Genomic DNA, 18295 nt, shown 5'->3' on the forward strand with positions numbered 1-18295 from the left:
ACTTTTTATTTTGCAACAACTGAATCAGAATAAAGCAGTTTATCTAAATTCTCATCGCGGCTGTATACATCCGGGAAAAAATTTATTTCGCCATTGTCCTGAACCCAGGCGGTAAAATATCCTATATAAACCGGAATTTTATGTTTAAGCATACAAGTAGTTTCTTTTTCGCCACTCATCGCTTTATCAATTTTGTCTACTGGCCAGTCCGGATCATCTTTTAAAATAGCGAGTGCCAGATTTTTTGCTTCTTTCACATTAATGCAACCGTGACTGAAAGTACGGTTCTCAAATTCAAACAAACTTTTTGCAGGTGTATCGTGCATGTAAATATCATTTGGATTTGGGAACATAAATTTCACCAGTCCTAAAGAGTTTTTAGGTCCTGGTTTTTGTCTCACTTTCCCTCCATTCCATTCCATATTATGTTCGGCTAAATAGTTTTTATTGCTTGCAATCTGAAGTTTTAATTCGTTTTGAATAATACTATTGGGAACATACCAATAAGGGCTAAAAACAATTCGATCCATATTACCACTGAATATAACCGTTTCACTAAGTCTGTTGCCAACGAAAATATCTGAAACGAGTGCATATTTCCCGTCTTTCACATAAAACATTCTAAACGACGGAATATTCACCATCACATATTCGCTTGCTTTAGACAAATTAGTCGGAATCCATCTGCATCTTTCCATATTCAGCATAATTGTTTTAATTCTTTTACTGATTGGTTCATTCAACTGATTGATATGATCTCTCGTTATGGCGTAGTTTAATTTAAGGTTGTATCTTTTTTTATAATTCAGTACACCTGCCATTAATTCTTCATCATATACATCACTTTTAGAATCGCGTTTAAGATCTCCAACAACAAACAAACGCTGTCTGATTTGTTTTATGGCAACAGCTGTATCATCTGGTCTTAAATCTTTGTAATTAGCACTGTCAATCGTAATTTTCTGCCAAAGATTATCGGTTTCGATTTTTCGATATTTTTTTAAGGCATCTTTTAGTTTGTAGTATTGATTAAATAAAAGATTGTCATCTTCATTCAATCGATTTGTATCGACAATCAGAGAATCTAAAATTTTAGAATAAGAAATACTTTTAGCCGGTAAATACCAGCCAATTTTCTTTAGAGTTGCAGGATCTACACCAGAATAAACATTACTGGCATAGAAAATATACATACTGGTCAGGAGTAATTCTGTTTCTAATTGCGGAGGAGTAATATTATCGGTTTCATTAAACGCCTGATCAATTACTTCCTTATAAGGCATTTTGCTGTCTATTCCCTGATCTTTAAGGACATTTACTTTTTGGTACAATAATGATGCAAATTCAGTGATGCTTTTATCATCATACCAAATCGATTTATATTGTTTGTTTTTATAAACATCCTCAACATCTTTCTGATATTTTTTTAGTTTGGGATATTTTTTAAAAAAAGCATTTATAGACGCCGCATCTATGGTAAGAACCGAAACGTATTTGTGTTTTACAACAGCTTCTTTACTTTCTGTTTTTCGTGAGAATGAATTAAATGAAAATGCAAAAAAGCTGATCGCAATAATAATTGTAGAAAAAGTAAAATTTCGCATATTTTTAAAGTTTAGGTGATAGAAAATAACTTTTTAAAAATTACGGAAAACCCAATAAGCAATCCTAAAAAACAAGTTTTCACATACTTTTTTAATAACTGGAGATCATTGATTTGGGTACTCAAATATAAAGAAGTTTTATGAGAATCTACTTCCAAAAGGAAGAAAATTTATACAAAAAAGCAATCATACCGGAAATTGAAATCTATTGAATTTAAGATTAAATGGTGCAAATAACATTTCCTTATAATTTTGAATAATCTCTACATCAATAATTACAATTCAAAATCGCTTAATTCCGAACTTAATCTGTTATCTTTGCACCCTGAATTCAGTTTAAATAAGCATAATCTTTAAAACTGTCTTTTTAGAACAAAAAATAGTACATCAAAATGAAATTAGATAGAAAAGAAATCCTTAAAGCTCTGGAAACAATCACCATAGCCGGCGAGGGAAAAAATATGGTTGAAAGCGGTGCTGTAGCCAATGTTATTACTTTTGGAGATGAAGTTGTGGTTGATTTAGTTCTTCACACTCCGGCAATGCACATCAAAAAAAGAGCTGAAGACGATATTAAAAAAACAATTCATGAATTAATTTCTCCTGAAGCAAAAATCAAAGTAAACATTAAAGTAGAAACTCCTGAGAAAAACGAAATAAAAGGTCGTGCAATTCCGGGAATTAAAAATATTATTGCCGTTGCCTCTGGTAAAGGTGGCGTTGGAAAATCAACAGTTACGGCTAATCTTGCTGTAACACTGGCTAAAATGGGATTCTCTGTTGGAGTTCTTGATGCTGATATTTACGGACCTTCGATGCCAATTATGTTTGATGTTGAAAACGAAAAACCGGTTTCGATTACTGTTGACGGAAAATCAAAAATGAAACCTATTGAAAGTTATGAAATCAAAATACTTTCTATTGGATTCTTTACTGCACCAAGTCAGGCTGTGATCTGGAGAGGCCCAATGGCTGCAAAAGCTTTGAATCAAATGATTTTTGATGCAGATTGGGGCGAATTAGATTTCATGTTGATCGATTTACCTCCGGGAACAGGAGATATTCATCTTTCGATTATGCAGTCATTACCAATTACCGGAGCTGTTGTGGTTAGTACACCACAGGCAGTAGCACTTGCAGATGCTAAAAAAGGTGTTGCGATGTTTATGCAGGACAACATTAATGTTCCTGTTTTGGGAATTATAGAAAATATGGCGTACTTTACACCAGAAGAATTACCTGACAATAAATATTATATCTTTGGTCAGGAAGGAGCAAAAAACCTTGCCGAAGATTTAGAAGTTCCATTTTTAGGAGAAGTTCCAATAGTACAATCTATTCGTGAAGCAGGAGATTACGGTCGTCCGGCAGCTTTACAAACAGCTTCTCCAATAGAAAAAGTATTTGAGGAAATTACTCGTAATGTGGTACAGGAAACCGTAAACAGAAACGAAAGTTTACCCGCAACTGAAGCTATTAAAATTACAACAATGGCTGGTTGCTCGGCAGTAAAAAAATAATTAGATAATTAAGATAATGTGACAATTAGATAGTTTTAAAGAATTTTCTAATTGTCACATTACCTAATTGACACATTAATATTATGACAACAGAAGAATTAACAAGCAACGTATTATTAGCTCTTGACGAAATCAGACCTTTTTTAAATTCTGACGGAGGAGACATTACGCTAATTTCAATAGACGATGACAAACATGTTACCGTTCGTCTTGAAGGAGCATGCATTAGCTGTAGTGTAAATCAAATGACACTAAAAGCGGGAGTTGAAACTACCATAAAAAAATATGCCCCACAGATCGAAACAGTGGTAAATATAATGTAGCAAAAAACCGACTATTTTAGCTTTTTTAAATTTTGCTTATTAACAAGAATAATAGTGCTTTGAACAGTTTAACTGAAGAATACTCAGAAAAACATAAAAAACAAAGTCTTATATTGTGGATTTAACAAAAAACAACGCAAAGATTTAAGGGTTTTAGTTAAGGAATTATTACTTATTTAACTTAAATTTGTAACATAACCCCAAAATCCGAAACTGATGAAGAATTTTTACGCGCTGTTTTTATTGTTGTTTTGTGTTTCTGCAAATTATGCACAACAAACTACTCAAACCCTAATTGTTGATAAAGCCTGGCTAAATGAGTCTGAAGAATGGTCCGATTTTCAATATGCAGGTCAGATTGTATTTTCGACTAATGCGAATGAGGAAGAAGGAAGCCTGAAAATAGGAAACTATGATTTACTATACGATCTTTGCAGCGGAAAAGCTAAGTTTTCTAATAAAACAACTTATAGTACTGCTCAATTCTCTCATCCAAGAAAAGTATCTGTTACAACAGATAAACAAGGGGTAATGAATTCAACTTACGAAGGCACTTTAGTTTTTCAGTCAGACAAAGATTATTACTCTGTTATCGCAATAGTAACGATACTGGAGAAAAAAGGAAATATTCTTGGTGTAAAAATGCGCCTTAAAGAAGGCAACAAAAAAGAATACGCATTTAGCATCAAAAACAGTTAATATAATTAGGGATTTTTTCACGTTATAGAATCCTAACCAGTAAAATTCCAAATAATTAAAATGGATGTATTAATAAAGATCAAGGATCGAGAAGGAGTTATACACGAGTTACAGGCTCCAACTGATATGGCAATGAATATAATGGAGTTATGCAAAGCATACGAACTTCCTGTTGAGGGAACCTGTGGCGGAATGGCCATGTGTGCTTCTTGCCAGTGTTATGTTCTGAATGATGTTGCATTACCTGAAATGGGAGATGAAGAAGAAGCCATGCTGTCGGAAGCATTTTATGTTAAATCGAATAGTCGTTTAGGCTGTCAGATTCCAATTACTACAGAATTAGAAGGGCTGGAATTAGAACTGGCACCGGAATATTAAGAATAAAAAAAAGCGAGAATCAATACATTCTCGCTTTTTTGTTTTTATTCGTTTTTTAAATGATCTGCAGGATTAAAAGGTTCAAATTCTCTTTCTGAAAATGCCTCTGTTAAAATTCCGGACGAACATAACCAGGTAATTGTTTCTTCGAGTGTATTTCCGGCTTTATAGATCATTTCACTGTAGCGGGGTAAAATATAATATTCGTTTTTTAATACAATAATTTCATCTCCGTCAAAAGTATCTCCAATTCTAATTGAGCTCAATACTTCATCTTTTGTCAAAATATCTTTTCCTTCATCCCAAAACCAATATTCTGCGATGCGTTTTCTCCATTCTTCCAGGGTTACTATTATGGTTTCAGGAAGAAATATCCTTACATATGTTCCGCCCAGAATACCGCTTCCATATTGTGAAACATATTCTTTATAATCTTCATCAAAAAGAACATTTAATGTTTTTTCGCAGGCCAGAATCTCTGCTGCATCAGCTGTAAACAGATCGGTTTTATTGGTCTGATAATTTGGGATTATTTTATAGTTGTCGAAATTCATAAAATCTAATTTTAACTGCTAAGTTAGCAATTAACAAACTATTTTCTCACAAAAAAACCGTAATTACATTACTGCAATCACGGCTCTTTCTTTATAACAATTTTCTTTAATCTCTGATTATACTAAACCTGCCTGAATTAAATATTCGGCGATTTGAATGGTGTTTGTTGCTGCACCTTTTCTTAAATTATCTGCAACAATCCACATGTTTAAAGTATTTGGCTGGCTTTCGTCACGACGAATTCTTCCCACAAAAACATCATTTTTACCTTCTGCATATAATGGCATTGGATATGTAAAGGTGTCTAAATTATCCTGTACCACTACTCCATCTGTATGGTGCAAAATTTCACGAACTTCATTTACATCAAAATCGTTTGTAAACTCAACATTTACGGCTTCGCTATGTCCGCCAACTACTGGTACACGAACTGCAGTTGCTGTAACTCTAATTGTATTGTCACCAAGGATTTTTTGAGTTTCACGAACTAATTTCATTTCTTCTTTAGTGTATCCGTTTTCCTCAAAACTATCGCAATGTGGAATCGCATTTCTGTGAATTGGATATTTATACGCCATATCACCCTGAATTCCTGCGTACTCGTTTTCTAATTGTTTTACTGCTTTTACACCCGTTCCGGTAATTGATTGGTAAGTAGAAACAATGATTCTTTTGATATTGTATTTTTTATGCAATGGAGCCAAAGTCAAAACCATCTGAATAGTTGAACAGTTTGGATTTGCAATAATTTTATCTTCTTTAGTCAAAATATTAGCATTGATTTCAGGAACTACCAATTTTTTAGTTGGATCCATTCTCCATGCCGATGAATTATCAATAACTGTTGTTCCGGCTGCTGCAAATTTTGGTGCCCATTCTAATGAGGTATCTCCTCCTGCAGAAAAAACAGCAATATCTGCTTTCATATCTACAGCAGTTTGCAAACCAACAACTTTATATTTCTGACCTTTATATTCTATCTCTTTTCCAACTGATTTCTCAGATGCAACAGGAATTAATTCTGTAACAGGAAAATTTCTTTCTGCTAATACTTTAAGCATTATTTCGCCAACCATACCAGTGGCACCTACAACGGCTATTCTCATTTTTATATTTTTAGTATGAATTAATCTAATTTTACCATGCAAAAGTATACATAATAAAAATCAAAACAAGGTGCTTAACAAAAAATAACAAAATGTTACAAAACAAACAATCATAAAAAAACCGCCTCAATTAAGAAGCGGTTAAGTTAGACTTAGTGTAGCGGTATTATATTTTATTTATTTTTTAATAAATCTCTAATTTGCGTCAATAATTCTTCTTGTGTAGGCCCTGCAGGTGGCGGTGGTGCAACATCTTTCTTTTTTGCATGATTGATTGCTTTAATGATGATGAACAATACAAAAGCAACAATTATAAAATTAATTACAGCGGATATAAACAGTCCATATTTTACCCCTCCAAAAGCAGTTAATTCTTCGATTGTCGATAGATGTGCTGCATCTAAAGCCGGTTTTAGTAACAATGGCGTAATTACATCTTCAATAAATGAGCTTACGATTTTACCAAAAGCAGCTCCAATGATAACCCCCACAGCCAGATCGACTACGTTGCCTTTCATTGCAAATTCCTTAAATTCAGAAAATAATCCCATAATTGATTCTTTTTATTATTAATATCTGATACCGAAAATACGTAATTTTCTTTAAAGTTTGTTAAAATTATCTAAAAAACACCCGTTTTACTCGTTGCGAGATACTGGTCATGATCTCATACGGAATTGTTTTAAGTGCTGCTGCCATTTCGATAACGGTTGGACTTTCTCCAAAAATAACTACAGAATCTCCTTCTTTACAATCAATATTACTTACGTCTACCATTAGCATATCCATACAAACACTGCCTAAAATAAATGCTTTTTGGTTTTTAATGGTAACATATCCAACCTCATTCCCCCATAATCGGGAAATTCCATCAGCATAACCAATTGGGATTGTGGCAATTCTTGTTTCTTTCTCAGCCATAAAACGACGACCATATCCCACACTGTCTCCGCCAGGAATGGTGCGAACCTGAGAAATAATCGATTTTAAAGTTCCAACGTTTTCCAGATATTTCTGCTCAGCAGGATCGTTTGAAACGCCATACAAACCAATCCCCAAACGAACCATATTGTATTGTGCATCCGGAAAATTACTAATTCCGGAAGTATTCAAAATATGACGAATTGGGTTAATATTTAATTCTGAAATTAATCTCGATGACAGCTTGTCGAATAAATTGATTTGTAAATTAACAAAATCAAAATGTTTTACTTCGTCACTTGTGGCAAGATGCGATAATACACTTTTTACTTTTACTGTAGCGTTTCCTTTTAGCGTCTGAATTAATTCGTCGAGAGTATTTTCTTCAAACCCCAAACGGTGCATTCCGGTATCTAATTTAATATGAATTGGAAAATCTTTCAAATGCTTTTCCTGTGCAATTTTCAGGAAAGCTTTTAATCCTTTTACACTATAAATCTCAGGTTCTAAATTGTATTGAATGATTGATGGAAAACTTGTCGATTCCGGATTTAAAACCATGATAGGCAGTTTTATTCCGCCATTTTTTAACAGAATTCCTTCATCGGCGAAAGCCACTCCCAAATAATCTACTTTAAGATGTTCGAGCAATTTTGCAATTTCCAAACCTCCGTTTCCGTAACCAAAGGCTTTAACCATTACCATGATTTTTACTCTATCTGCCAATTTCGATTTATAATAATTCAAATTGTGACTTATAGAATCCAAATTGATTTCCAGAACTGTTTCATGCGTTTTTTCTTCAAGCAACGACACGATTTCTTCAAACTGAAATGATCTTGCGCCTTTTATCAATATGGTTTCATTACTAAAATTTAAGCTTTCGATTTGTGAAATAAATTCGGCTGTATTTTGAAATGTAATACAATTTGAAAATTTAGCTGCAAAAGAAGAAATAGTTGCCCCAATGCCTATAACACGATTTATTTTATTGTCTGAAATTAACTGTGCAACTTTAGAATATAACTCTTCGTTAGAAAAACCGCTTTGAACAATATCCGATAAAATAATGGTTTTAGAAGCATTTTTCTTTTGCTGGCTTTCCAGAAAATCCAAAGCGATTTTAAGCGATTCGAAATCTGAACTGTAACTGTCATCAATAATACTGCAATTGTTAATTCCATTTTTAACCTCCAGACGCATTTGTACCGGATACAGATTTTGAACTCTATTTTGAATGGTTTCTGAATCGTATTTGAAATAAAGCAAAACCAATAAACAGGAAATAGCATTTTCTATAGAAGCCGAATCGCTAAACGGTATCTCTAAATTGAAAGTATCATTTTTGTATTGATATTGAATTTTCGTTATCTCGCCTTTGTTTTCTTTTTTCAGAATAAAAACATTTGCCGTTGAATCAGTGAAGCTCCATGAAAAAAGCTTTCTGTCTTTTAATGGATTTTCAATACAAAACAAATCCAAGCATTCTTCTACAACTTTATTCTTCTGATAAATGATAACTGTTGATTCTTTAAACAGTAGCAGCTTTTCATTGATTTTCTGCTTTAGATTCTCAAATCCTTCATCATGTGCAGAACCAATATTGGTCAAAACGCCAATGCCGGGTTTAATGATTTTTTCAAGTTTCACCATTTCGTTTATGGTAGAAATTCCGGCTTCAAAAATTCCCAAATTATGCTTTTCATTAATGGCAATTACAGACAACGGAACTCCAACCTGAGAGTTATAACTTTTAGGGCTTCGGATGATATTATAATCTGGGCTCAACAAGAAATTCAGCCATTCTTTTACTATCGTTTTACCGTTACTTCCGGTCAATCCGATAATAGGGAAATTGAATAAACTTCTATAATAGGCCGCAAATTGCTGTAATGCATTTAAACTATTTTTAACCAGCAAAAAATTGGCTTTATCCTTAGCATTTTCAGGAATATATTGCACTACGAAATTCTGAACTCCTTTTTCAATAAGCTCAGGAATGTACAAATGAGCATCATTGTTGACACCTGACAAGGCAATAAACAAGGTTTTTGATCCGTTTTGTAATGAACGGCTGTCAATCGAAATATGATCAACAAAAACATCAGTATCAGAACCTGTCCATTCGGCATCAAGAACCGGGATAAGGCTTTTTAAATTTATGCTCATTTAGAATTTCTTTTTGTCAAATTTAAAAAAAGGTTTGCCACTAATTTCACAAAATTTCACTAATTATTTAGTCTGAAGATTTGGGATCTCCCCAAAATAATTGATTAAAATTTGCGTAATTGGAGGCAAAAAACATTATTTGATTATATTTGTTTATACAGCATTAAATATAACGTTTTGAAAAAAATCCTCCCTTTATTCTCCTATATTCTACATCCGATTTTTATCTCGATGTATGCTACTTTATTCTATCTTTTTTGTAAAAATGATGCTTTTAGCAATCAGGAAAAATATTATGTTTTATTTCAGATTCTAATCATTACGATTTTAGTTCCTATATTGTTTTTCCTGTTACTTCGTTCAACAGGAAATGTAAAATCTGTGATGTTACCTGAAACTTCCCAACGCAGAATTCCTCTTGTTTTACAATGTTTTTTGTATATTTTACTGGTAAAACGAAGTATTGTAATTGCACGATATCCAGAGCTACATTTCTTTTTTCTTGGTGCTTTGTTTAGTACAATTTTGGCTTTAATATGTTCTTTGTTTAAAATTAAGGCAAGTTTACATATGCTGGCTATAAGCGGATTTACCATTTTTGCTATTGGACTGAACATGCATCTTCAATTGCAAAATCCTTACTGGGCTGCTTTTTTAATTTTAATGACGGGAGTTGTGGCTTCATCGCGTTTAGAAATGGAAGCCCATACACCAAAAGAAATATTGATTGGCTTATTGATTGGTGTTTTACCGCAGGTACTCTTTTTATTTTTGTGGTTATAGGATGTAAAAGATCAAACCAATATTCATTGCTTTCATTTTTACATTCTCGCCAGAAATCGTCTGAACAGATTTATCAAACAATCCGTTTAGACCATAATAACAGTAAACGTTCCAGGTATTGTAACCCGCAGAAACATAAACTCCGTACTGAAACTGATTGACATCTTTATTGTTGGAGATTTTATACGTTGTTTCTCCATCTTTTAAAATGGATTTATCTGAGAAAACATAACTTAGTTTTACTCCACTGTAAATTCGCCAAAATCTGTAACTTTCATAAGTAGAGTTTCTCCATCTGAATTCGATTGGAAGATCGACTGAATATTGTTTATAGCGATTAGAAACAAACTCTCCATAACTGTTTACCCCATAAATTTGTTTGCCATCTCCATCTTTTGAAATGGTCAGATTTTGATAAAAATTCTGGTAACTCAATCCTAAACCTGCTGCAATAGCAATAGTTCTTTTTTTATTGATTGGCATATCACGCAGGAATCCTCCTGAAAGCCCTGCCGAGAATTTATTTTGTTTTAAACCTGTAGGTCCATCCAGCAAAAGATTGTAGGTAACCGAAAAATAAAACTGATCTTCACGATATAAAGAATCTATTTTAACAATAGGTTTTATTTCAGGTTTGACATCTTGCGCAAAAGAACTGAAAAACGATACTAAAAACAAACAACTAAAAAGTAATCGCATATCGTATTTTGGTTTTAAAGAGTTTTTCAAGTAAACGTTTTTTAGAGTAGATTTATTTTACTTACAAATATAATATAATGCCAGTTCAGGATTCAATTAGATTGCAATAATTCTCTTTTTGATTAAGAATAAAATCATTTGTTGCACTTTTTTCAACAAATAAACAACAGAATTAAAAAAATGAATCCATTTTACTTTGATCTTTTATACCTTTGTGCAAAATGAAAAGAAAACAGCTCATATTAAGTGTTTCTTTGGCCGTTACAGTATTGTTCTCGATACTGTTTCAGTCTATACACAGTTATGAGCATATTGTAAAGCAGCTTTCAGAAAAACAATGCCATCACGATTATAATGATCCAAATGGCGAAATAACGCATCAGCACCATAATTATGACTTGTGTTATGTATGTCATTTTGCTTTTGGAAGTTATATTGTTCCGGATCAGTTTGCTTTTCAGTTTCCTATTTTCAACAACGAAATTCCTTATTTTTTCTCTCTTTCAGAAAAGGTATTTTCATTTTCAGAAAGTCCGTATTTACTACGTGGACCTCCTGCAGTTATAGTTTCTTAAGTTTCGAAATAACCGAAATAAATTTAAAATCTTTTAATCTAATTCAAAAAAATTAGGGAATTTCCCCATCCTGAAACTATCAGGATCGGCAAATTTTACTATTGTTTTTCGTTTTGCTTTAAAAGACAAAATCAATTAACTATAGCATCATTTTCAAATGAAAAAATTAATAATAGCCCTTATATTAGGGTTTACGGGCTTTCTTTCAGCTCAAAATTCAGTTTCAGGAACAGTAACAAATCTTGAAAACAAACCTTTATCTAATGTGTCTGTTTATGCACCAGAGTTACACAGAGGAACAACTACTGACGCAAACGGAAAATATGAATTTAAAAATCTTCCAAACGGAAGTTTTCGTCTGACTTTTACTTTTGTTGGATTTACCACCCAAAGTAAATCAATTGCTAAATTATTAAAAGAAAACACTGTAGACATTATTCTTACCGAATCTGTTTTTGAAATGGATGAAGTAGTGGTTTCAACTCCTTTCAACAAATTGCAATCGCAAAACGTAATGAAAGTCGAACATGAAAGTATCAAAACCTTACAGCAAAAAGGGACTTCAACTTTAATTGAAGGTTTGGCTACAATTCCGGGAGTTTCTCAGATTTCTACCGGAACTTCTATCGGGAAACCTGTAATTCGAGGATTAAGCGGAAATCGTGTTTTGGTTTATTCTCAAGGTGTTCGTATCGAAAATCAACAATTTGGAGACGAACATGGCTTAGGTTTAAATGATGCCGGAATCGAAAGTGTCGAAGTCATCAAAGGACCGGCATCTTTATTATATGGTTCTGATGCTTTGGGTGGCGTTTTATACTTTAATCCTGAAAAATTTGCCGATGCGAATACGTTTAAAGCTAATTTTAGTCAAAAATATTTCACGAATACACAAGGAAGCAATTCTTCTATTGGATTAAAAACATCTACTGATAACTGGAAATTTTTAGTTCGCGGAAGTTTTAACACACATTCTGATTATAAAATTGGTGATAACGGCGATCGTGTAACAAACACGCGTTATAACGAAACCGATTTTAAAACCGGAATTGGATACAGTAACTCTAGTTTTTCCAGTGTTTTAAGATACAACTATAACAAACTTGATCTTGGAATGCCGGATAATGGAATCGCTGAACAATCTACAAGCAAAAACACGGAGTTCCCGAGACAAGGAATTTTCAATCATTTATTGAGTTTAAACAACGTTATCTTTTTTCAAAATTCGAAATTAGATGTTGATTTAGGTTATATCGCGAATGACAGAAGTGAATTTGAAGACAGTAACGAGGCGTCACTTCATATGAAACTGAACACTTTTAATTACAATGCGAAATACCATTTTCCGAAATTTGGAAAAATCGAGACTATTATTGGTGTACAGGGAATGTATCAAACAAACAAAAATTCCGGAGAAGAATACTTAATTCCGGATGCCACTACAAAAGATTTTGGTGTTTTTGGAACTGCAAATTACGAATGGGACAATAGTGTTGTACAGGCCGGATTACGTTTTGACAACCGAAACATTACCTCTACCGCGCATGGAACTGAAGGCGAAGAAGGTTACTTTCTGCCTTTAGACAGATCTTTTGACAGTTTTAATGCTTCTTTAGGATATAAAACAAAACTGGCTGAACCGTTAACACTTCGACTGAATGTTGCTACTGGATTCAGAGCTCCAAATTTAGCTGAGTTAACTTCAAACGGGGTTCACGAAGGAACAAACCGATATGAAATTGGAAATGCTGATTTGAAAACAGAACAAAACGTTCAGACGGATTTGAATTTAGAATATAAAAACACACATTTCGAATTTTTCATTAACGGATTTTACAATCACGTAAACAACTATATTTTCACTTCGCCAACGGGAGAAGTTCGTGATGATAACGATGTTTTTGCTTATATTCAGGACAATGCAAAATTGTATGGTGGTGAAGTTGGTTTACACTTTCACCCTCATCCATTAGACTGGTTGCATTTTGAAACGAGTTTTGAAACGGTAACCGGTAAAAAACAAAACAACGATTATTTGCCTTTAATTCCTGCCAACAACTGGAACAATACTTTAAGAACTGAATTTAAAATCAAAAACTGGTTCGAAGAAGGATATGCTTCTTTAAATGTATCTTCGACTTTTAGTCAGGATAATGTAAGCGGTTTCGAAACGGCATCAAAAGGATATACACTAGTAAACTTAGGGTTTGGCGGAACGGTAAAATTAGGTAAACATGCTTTTGATGTTAACCTGAACGGAAATAACTTATTCGATAAAAAATATATTGCACACCTTTCAAGATTGAAAACTGACGGTATACCAAACATTGGACGAAATATTGTTTTGGGAGTTAACTTCAATCTGTAACATTTTTAAACCATATACGACATATAATTAAATTGGTTAAACCTTAACTAAATGAGCCCGTATGTCTTATATGGTTTAACTTTTTATCGTTATTATTTCACAACAAAAAATGCTATTTTTGTTACAACCGTTAAACAAAAACTATGAAAAAAACATTTCTTCTAATGGCACTTACAACTGCAGGAATTTCGTTTGCACAAAATAAAATTCAATATCCACAAACCAAAAAAGGCGAAACTGTTGACGTCTATTTTGACACAAAAGTTAGTGATCCTTATCGTTGGCTTGAAGACGACAAATCAGCCGAAACCGGTGCCTGGGTAAAAGCTCAAAACGAAGTTACTTATGGCTATTTAGATAAGATTCCGTTCCGTGATGAACTTAAAAAACGCATGGAAAAATTATGGAACTATGAAAAAATCAGCGCTCCATTTGTGGAAGGAAAATTTACTTATTACTCAAAAAACAACGGTCTTCAGAATCAGTCTGTTATTTACAGAAAAGGACAAGATGGTAAGGAAGAAGTTTTCTTAGACCCAAACACATTCTCTAAAGACGGAACAACTTCTCTTGGAGGTTTAGATTTCTCTAAAGACGGAAACAAAGCTGCTTACTCTATTTCTGAAGGTGGAAGCGATTGGAGAAAAGTGATTATTATTGATGCATTATCTAAAAAAGTTCTGGAAGACACCTTAGTTGATGTAAAATTTAGCGGTATTTCATGGCATGGAAACGAAGGGTTTTATTACTCTAGTTATGATAAGCCAAAAGGAAGCGAATTATCTGCAAAAACAGATCAGCACAAATTGTATTTCCATAAACTGGGAACTTCTCAAAAAGACGATAAAGTTATTTTTGGTGCAGATGAAAAACGCAGATACGTTGGCGGATATGTTACCGAAGACAGCCATTATTTAGTAATCTCGGCATCAAATTCTACTTATGGAAATGAGTTATACATTAAAGATTTAACCAAACCAAACAGTCCGATTGTTACAATTGTAAACAACTTTAACAGCGACAATCAGGTTATTGAGAATGAAGGGACAAAATTGTTTATCGAAACTGATTTAAACGCACCAAACAAACGTGTGGTTACTGTTGATGTAAGCAATCCAAAACCTGAAAACTGGAAAGATTTTATCAAAGAAACCCAAAACATTCTTTCGCCTTCAACCGGTGGTGGATTTTTCTTTGCTAATTACACTAAAGATGCCGTTTCGTTTGTACAACAATATGATTATAGCGGAAAGTTAATCCGTGAAATTAAACTTCCTGCTGTAGGAACTGCAGGTGGATTTGGAGGAAAAAAACAAGAAAAAACACTATACTACAGTTTTACAAACTATACAACGCCGGGAACTATTTATTCATTTGAACCAAAATCTGGTAAATCTGAAATATATCAAAAACCAAAAGTTGATTTTAAGAGTGAAGATTACGAGTCTAAACAAGTTTTCTATACTTCAAAAGACGGAACAAAAATTCCAATGATTATCACGTATAAAAAAGGATTAAAGCTAGACGGTAAAAACCCAACAATTCTTTACGGTTATGGTGGATTCAACATTAGTTTAACTCCAAGTTTCAGTATTGCTAATGCTGTATGGTTAGAAAATGGTGGTGTTTATGCTGTTGCTAATTTAAGAGGCGGTGGTGAATATGGTAAAAAATGGCATGATGCCGGAACTAAATTGCAAAAGCAAAATGTATTTAATGACTTTATTGCTGCAGGTGAATACTTAATTGCCCAAAAATATACTTCATCAGATTTCTTAGCTATACGCGGAGGTTCAAACGGAGGTTTATTAGTTGGAGCAACAATGACGCAACGTCCGGATTTAATGAAAGTGGCATTGCCGGCTGTTGGTGTAATGGATATGTTACGTTACCATACTTTTACTGCCGGTGCTGGTTGGGCTTACGATTACGGAACAGCTCAGGACAGTAAAGAAATGTTCGAATACCTTAAAGGATATTCTCCGGTTCAAAATGTTAAAACAGGAGTTCAATACCCTGCAACTATGGTTACAACAGGAGATCATGATGACCGTGTAGTTCCTGCACATAGTTTTAAATTTGCTGCTGAACTACAGGAAAAACAAACAGGAAATAATCCGGTTTTAATTCGAATTGATGTAAAAGCAGGACACGGAGCAGGAAAATCTGTTGCTGCAACTATTCAGGAAAATGTAGACATTCAGGCATTCACGCTTTACAATATGGGCTTTAAAGCTTTACCTAAGAAGTAATCTTTAAACTAATTTTTTTTAGCCACGAATTCACGAATTAATTTTGTGAATTTGTGGCTTTATTTTTTATGTTTCACGCAGATTTTGCAGATTTAGACAGATCTAAGCTGATTTAATCAATAAGAATCTGTGTGCATCTGCTTAAATCATTTTAAATCTGCGTGAAAAAATAATTCGTGAATTCGTGGCAAATTTTCTTTTAAATTTGAGGAACTTAAAACTTAAACCATGAGAATTATAAAATGGGGAATTATAGGCTGTGGAAATGTAACCGAAGTTAAGAGTGGTCCGGCTTTTCAGAAAACACCAAATTCAGCTTTAGTAGCTGTTATGCGAAGAGATGCTGCCCTTGCAGAAGATTATGCCAAACGCCATAATGTCCCTAAATGGTATTCTAACGCTGTTGATTTAATCAATGATCCCGAAGTTGATGCTGTTTATATTGCTACGCCGCCATCATCTCATAAAGAATATACTATTTTATGCGCCAAAGCCGGAAAACCGGTTTATGTTGAAAAACCTATGGCTCTGACTTTTGAAGAATGCAACGAAATGATAAGCGCTTGTAAAGAACATACTGTACCATTGTTTGTTGCTTATTACAGAAGGAGTCTACCTCGTTTTTTAAAGATAAAGAAACTAATCGATCAAAATAAAATTGGAACGGTAAGACATGTAAATTGTGTTTTATATCATCCGTTTGAAGAACGCTACGATGACGAAATCAATTTACCTTGGACCGTTTTACCTCATATTTCCGGTGGCGGAATTTTTGTTGATTTGGCTTGTCATACTTTAGATTTTCTTGATTTCGTTTTAGGTCCGATAAAATCTGTTCGCGGACATGCAACTTCGCAGCTTAAAGCATATCCGGCCGAAGACTCGGTTTCAATGTCTTTTTTATTCGAAAATGGAATTCATGGAACAGGTTTATGGAATTTTGCCAGTTTTGAACGTTACGACAATACAGACATTGTAGGCGATAAAGGGAAAATTTCTTTTTCTACTTTTGGAAATGATCCCATTCATATTCAGTATTCAAATGGAGAAAAAGAAAGCATAACAATTGAAAATCCGCTTCATATTCAACAACCTTTTATCGAAACAGTTGTTGAAGAGCTTTTAGGTAAAGAAGGTTTTTCTCCGTCAAAAGGAACATCAGCCGCCAGAACAACCTGGGTTATTGACGAAGTTTTGAAGGAGTTTAGGAATTCGAAATAGAGAACATTTTATTTTAAAAGATAAAAAAAGAGGAGATCCATACTGAATCTCCTCTTTTTTAAAAAACTAAAAACTGCTATAAAACTATAGACTGTATTTGATACCTAAAGTCAAACCAATACCAGAAATACCAACATAAGAACTTAAATCGTCTGTTGCTTTTGTATTATCAAAACCAGTAGGATTTGTTAAGCTGTTATTTGAGTTTGAATCGATTTTGCTGTGGTAATTAGTATGATTAGCAGAATATGAAGCTGCTCTGAATGAAGTTGAAGTATTTAATTTGTCTACTCCGTTTTCAGTATATTCAGTAGTTTCTTTTGTTTTTCCATGTACAGTAAAGTTACGGTACTCTAATTCAGCAAAAGCAGAAATATGTTTTCCTAATTTATAAGAAGTACCAATAGCTGCCATAAAACCAATTGTAGCATTAGGTTTTACAACATCTTTTGAATAAGCATCTGTTGCAGCCACCTGATTAGCCCCTACAAACGTTGTGTACTGTCTATCAGTCTTAATATCTAAAGTACCGTGAATTGGTACAATAACCCCAACTTTAGTATATGGTTCAAAACCGTGAGCTTCTCCTAAAAACATTACAAGAGATGGTGCTAAATCGAAAGCTTTAATTTGTCCTTCAGCAGTAAAACTTACATATGTCGCAGCAGGGCTAGCAGCAGGATTGTATGAAATAAGTCTGTTAGTAGTCTGAGCCATAGTTTTGCTGTTACTGATATAATAGTTTGCAGCCATCTCAACTCCTAAACGTGCAGAAAAACGGTAACCCGCTGTAATTCCACTTCTAAAACCTTGTCCAAAAGAACCTGTTACACTTTCTCTGGATACCAATTTGTTATTTGCTAATGTACCAGCATAAACATCTCTGTTTGGTGCTTGTCCTCCTACTTCAGGAAATTCTGTAGAAGCAGTTTGATTAAAATAAGATCCACCCAACTTAAAATACCAACTTTCTGGTTTATCCGCTTTTTCTGTTTGTGCCATTGTAGCCATAGAACAAACTAATAATCCTAGTAAAAATAGGTTCTTTTTCATAATTTTGATTTAATTAATTTCTACAAACATAGATTATTTTAACATAATCTTATAATTTGCAATGTTAGA

General features: G+C 33.6%; 16 protein-coding genes. 9 read left to right on the plus strand and 7 right to left on the minus strand.

Going from position 1 to position 18295, the window contains the following annotated elements:
- Positions 1-5: 5 nt before the first annotated feature.
- Positions 6-1604, minus strand: coding sequence for a L,D-transpeptidase family protein (locus A4F88_RS21450; protein WP_068844812.1), 1599 nt, complete (start codon positions 1602-1604; stop codon positions 6-8).
- A gap of 392 nt (positions 1605-1996) precedes the next feature.
- On the opposite strand from A4F88_RS21450, the gene A4F88_RS21455 reads away from it, so the two are divergent.
- The 4 genes from A4F88_RS21455 (at position 1997) to A4F88_RS21470 (ending at position 4524) form a co-directional block, all read left to right on the plus strand.
- Complete coding sequence (locus A4F88_RS21455) at positions 1997-3124, plus strand: Mrp/NBP35 family ATP-binding protein (RefSeq protein WP_068844813.1); 1128 nt, start codon at positions 1997-1999, stop codon at positions 3122-3124.
- An 83-nt stretch (positions 3125-3207) separates the two neighbouring features.
- Positions 3208-3447: a NifU family protein gene (locus A4F88_RS21460; RefSeq protein ID WP_068844814.1), complete on the plus strand. Its 240-nt coding sequence runs from the start codon at positions 3208-3210 to the stop codon at positions 3445-3447.
- Positions 3448-3663: 216 nt separating this feature from the next.
- Positions 3664-4146, plus strand: coding sequence for a hypothetical protein (locus A4F88_RS21465; protein ID WP_068844815.1), 483 nt, complete (start codon positions 3664-3666; stop codon positions 4144-4146).
- 60 nt (positions 4147-4206) lie between these two features.
- Positions 4207-4524 carry a 2Fe-2S iron-sulfur cluster-binding family protein gene (locus A4F88_RS21470; RefSeq protein ID WP_026982672.1) on the plus strand — a complete coding sequence of 106 codons (318 nt, stop codon included), beginning with the start codon at positions 4207-4209 and terminating at the stop codon, positions 4522-4524.
- Between the two features lie 44 nt (positions 4525-4568).
- On the opposite strand, the gene A4F88_RS21475 is transcribed toward A4F88_RS21470, so the two are convergent.
- The 4 genes from A4F88_RS21475 to A4F88_RS21490 form a co-directional block, all read right to left on the minus strand.
- Positions 4569-5078, minus strand: a complete 510-nt coding sequence (locus tag A4F88_RS21475; protein ID WP_068844816.1) for an SMI1/KNR4 family protein — start codon at positions 5076-5078, stop codon at positions 4569-4571.
- Between the two features lie 117 nt (positions 5079-5195).
- Complete coding sequence (locus tag A4F88_RS21480) at positions 5196-6185, minus strand: aspartate-semialdehyde dehydrogenase (protein WP_068844891.1); 990 nt, start codon at positions 6183-6185, stop codon at positions 5196-5198.
- A 173-nt stretch (positions 6186-6358) separates the two neighbouring features.
- Positions 6359-6736, minus strand: coding sequence for a large conductance mechanosensitive channel protein MscL (gene mscL / locus A4F88_RS21485; RefSeq protein ID WP_068844817.1), 378 nt, complete (start codon positions 6734-6736; stop codon positions 6359-6361).
- A gap of 67 nt (positions 6737-6803) precedes the next feature.
- Complete coding sequence (locus A4F88_RS21490) at positions 6804-9275, minus strand: bifunctional UDP-N-acetylmuramoyl-tripeptide:D-alanyl-D-alanine ligase/alanine racemase (protein WP_068844818.1); 2472 nt, start codon at positions 9273-9275, stop codon at positions 6804-6806.
- Positions 9276-9452: 177 nt separating this feature from the next.
- Between A4F88_RS21490 and A4F88_RS21495 the strand changes: the two genes are divergently transcribed.
- Positions 9453-10058, plus strand: a complete 606-nt coding sequence (locus A4F88_RS21495; protein ID WP_068844819.1) for a hypothetical protein — start codon at positions 9453-9455, stop codon at positions 10056-10058.
- Here the strand turns inward: A4F88_RS21495 and A4F88_RS21500 are convergent.
- On the minus strand, positions 10053-10757 hold the full coding sequence (locus tag A4F88_RS21500; protein ID WP_068844892.1) for a porin family protein: 705 nt from the start codon (positions 10755-10757) through the stop codon (positions 10053-10055). The genes A4F88_RS21495 and A4F88_RS21500 overlap by 6 nt on opposite strands.
- Before the next feature lie 221 nt (positions 10758-10978).
- Between A4F88_RS21500 and A4F88_RS21505 the strand changes: the two genes are divergently transcribed.
- From A4F88_RS21505 to A4F88_RS21520, 4 genes are all read left to right on the plus strand, one after another.
- Entirely contained in the window at positions 10979-11332 is a 354-nt protein-coding gene (locus tag A4F88_RS21505; protein WP_068844820.1) for a hypothetical protein, read from the plus strand.
- 157 nt (positions 11333-11489) lie between these two features.
- Positions 11490-13700, plus strand: a complete 2211-nt coding sequence (locus A4F88_RS21510; RefSeq protein ID WP_068844821.1) for a TonB-dependent receptor — start codon at positions 11490-11492, stop codon at positions 13698-13700.
- Positions 13701-13843: 143 nt separating this feature from the next.
- A complete protein-coding gene (locus A4F88_RS21515) occupies positions 13844-15952 on the plus strand; it encodes a prolyl oligopeptidase family serine peptidase (RefSeq protein ID WP_068844822.1) in 2109 nt (702 codons plus the stop codon).
- 228 nt (positions 15953-16180) lie between these two features.
- Positions 16181-17173: a Gfo/Idh/MocA family protein gene (locus A4F88_RS21520; RefSeq protein ID WP_068844823.1), complete on the plus strand. Its 993-nt coding sequence runs from the start codon at positions 16181-16183 to the stop codon at positions 17171-17173.
- 84 nt (positions 17174-17257) lie between these two features.
- Here A4F88_RS21520 and A4F88_RS21525 read toward each other — a convergent pair whose 3' ends face one another.
- Entirely contained in the window at positions 17258-18226 is a 969-nt protein-coding gene (locus A4F88_RS21525; RefSeq protein ID WP_068844824.1) for an outer membrane beta-barrel protein, read from the minus strand.
- Between the last annotated feature and the right edge of the window lie 69 nt (positions 18227-18295).

This window comes from Flavobacterium chilense (assembly GCF_001602525.1).
Lineage (GTDB): Bacteria > Bacteroidota > Bacteroidia > Flavobacteriales > Flavobacteriaceae > Flavobacterium > Flavobacterium chilense.